The organism is Marispirochaeta aestuarii (assembly GCF_002087085.1).
Lineage (GTDB): Bacteria > Spirochaetota > Spirochaetia > JC444 > Marispirochaetaceae > Marispirochaeta > Marispirochaeta aestuarii.
In genome coordinates, this window is record NZ_MWQY01000060.1 from 1 (window position 1) to 1,082 (window position 1,082).

1 protein-coding gene is annotated in these 1,082 nt (G+C 45.1%); it reads right to left on the reverse strand.

The features are described 5' to 3' along the window. Window positions 1-958, reverse strand: a 958-nt coding sequence (locus tag B4O97_RS19100) for an IS5 family transposase (protein WP_158084410.1), incomplete at its 3' end; no start/stop codon positions are given. Between the last annotated feature and the right edge of the window lie 124 nt (window positions 959-1,082).

Genomic DNA, 1,082 nt, shown 5'->3' on the forward strand with positions numbered 1-1,082 from the left:
TAATTGCAGCAGAGATCTTGGCTCCAAACTCATAGGCTCCTCTGGCCTTACCGCGGGCGATGGGCCTCACATGGGGCTGCGACAAACTGACGATTTTTCCACGGATAGAATGTTTATGCTCACGGTACAGATACATCTGCTGATCATAGGCCTTCTGAATTACCAGTAAATCCTTATACTCTTTCCGACTCAAGGTACTCATTGGAACAGTTTTGATTAATTCCTTAACTGTCTTTAAGTTACGCCGTACATACTGCAGCTGCTGCCGGGTTGCTTTCCGTATCTGCTGTCGTGTCCTTCGCCGGCCCCGTGCAAAGGTCAGATATTGGTTCCGTGCTCGTATCCGGTAGGTTCTCGGTTTCTTCTTAAGGCCACTTTCGGCGTACAGGGTATCAATAATACCTTCAAGCTTCTTCCGCGCGTCATCAAGCAAGCCAACATCAGTTGGAAAACGGATGTCCTGCGGAATACAGGTTGCATCCAGTATCAACTGACCCTCATTATCCTGATCATCGTCACTATCGTCTTTTTTATCGCTCTTTTTACTCTGTTTCTTTTCCACAAACTTCTTGGCGATAAGCTCATTCACTTCCGCGATAATCTCACTCCCCAGGCGTTTTCGAAAATACACCATCAGACTCGCTTCAAAGATGGGGTCTTCCTGATAAGATTCAAAGCCAAGAAAATATTGCAGATACGGATTCTCCTGAATCTGCATAATCGTCTCTTCATCTGTTACATTCAATTTTTCTTTTATTATCAATGCACCCAAAGCAACTCGTACACTTTTTGCCCGCCGTCCTTTCTTTTTGGAAAAAGAATTGGCATACCGCGGTTCTATCTCTTTCCAGGGAATGATCCTGGACATTTGTACCCAACGGTTATCTGCTCGCAGCCGGCCACCAAAAGGCAGGTAGAAATCCACAAACTCAGGGTAAGCTATTCGCTTTTTGTACAAATCACCCTCCAATCAAGTGCACGGCTTTTTGGCCATTTTTCGCATTTTCCGTGCACCTTAACAGGAGAAATCCTAACATATTTCCCCGCTCTATGGGAATTTATCTATTTTTCAGGAGACCCTA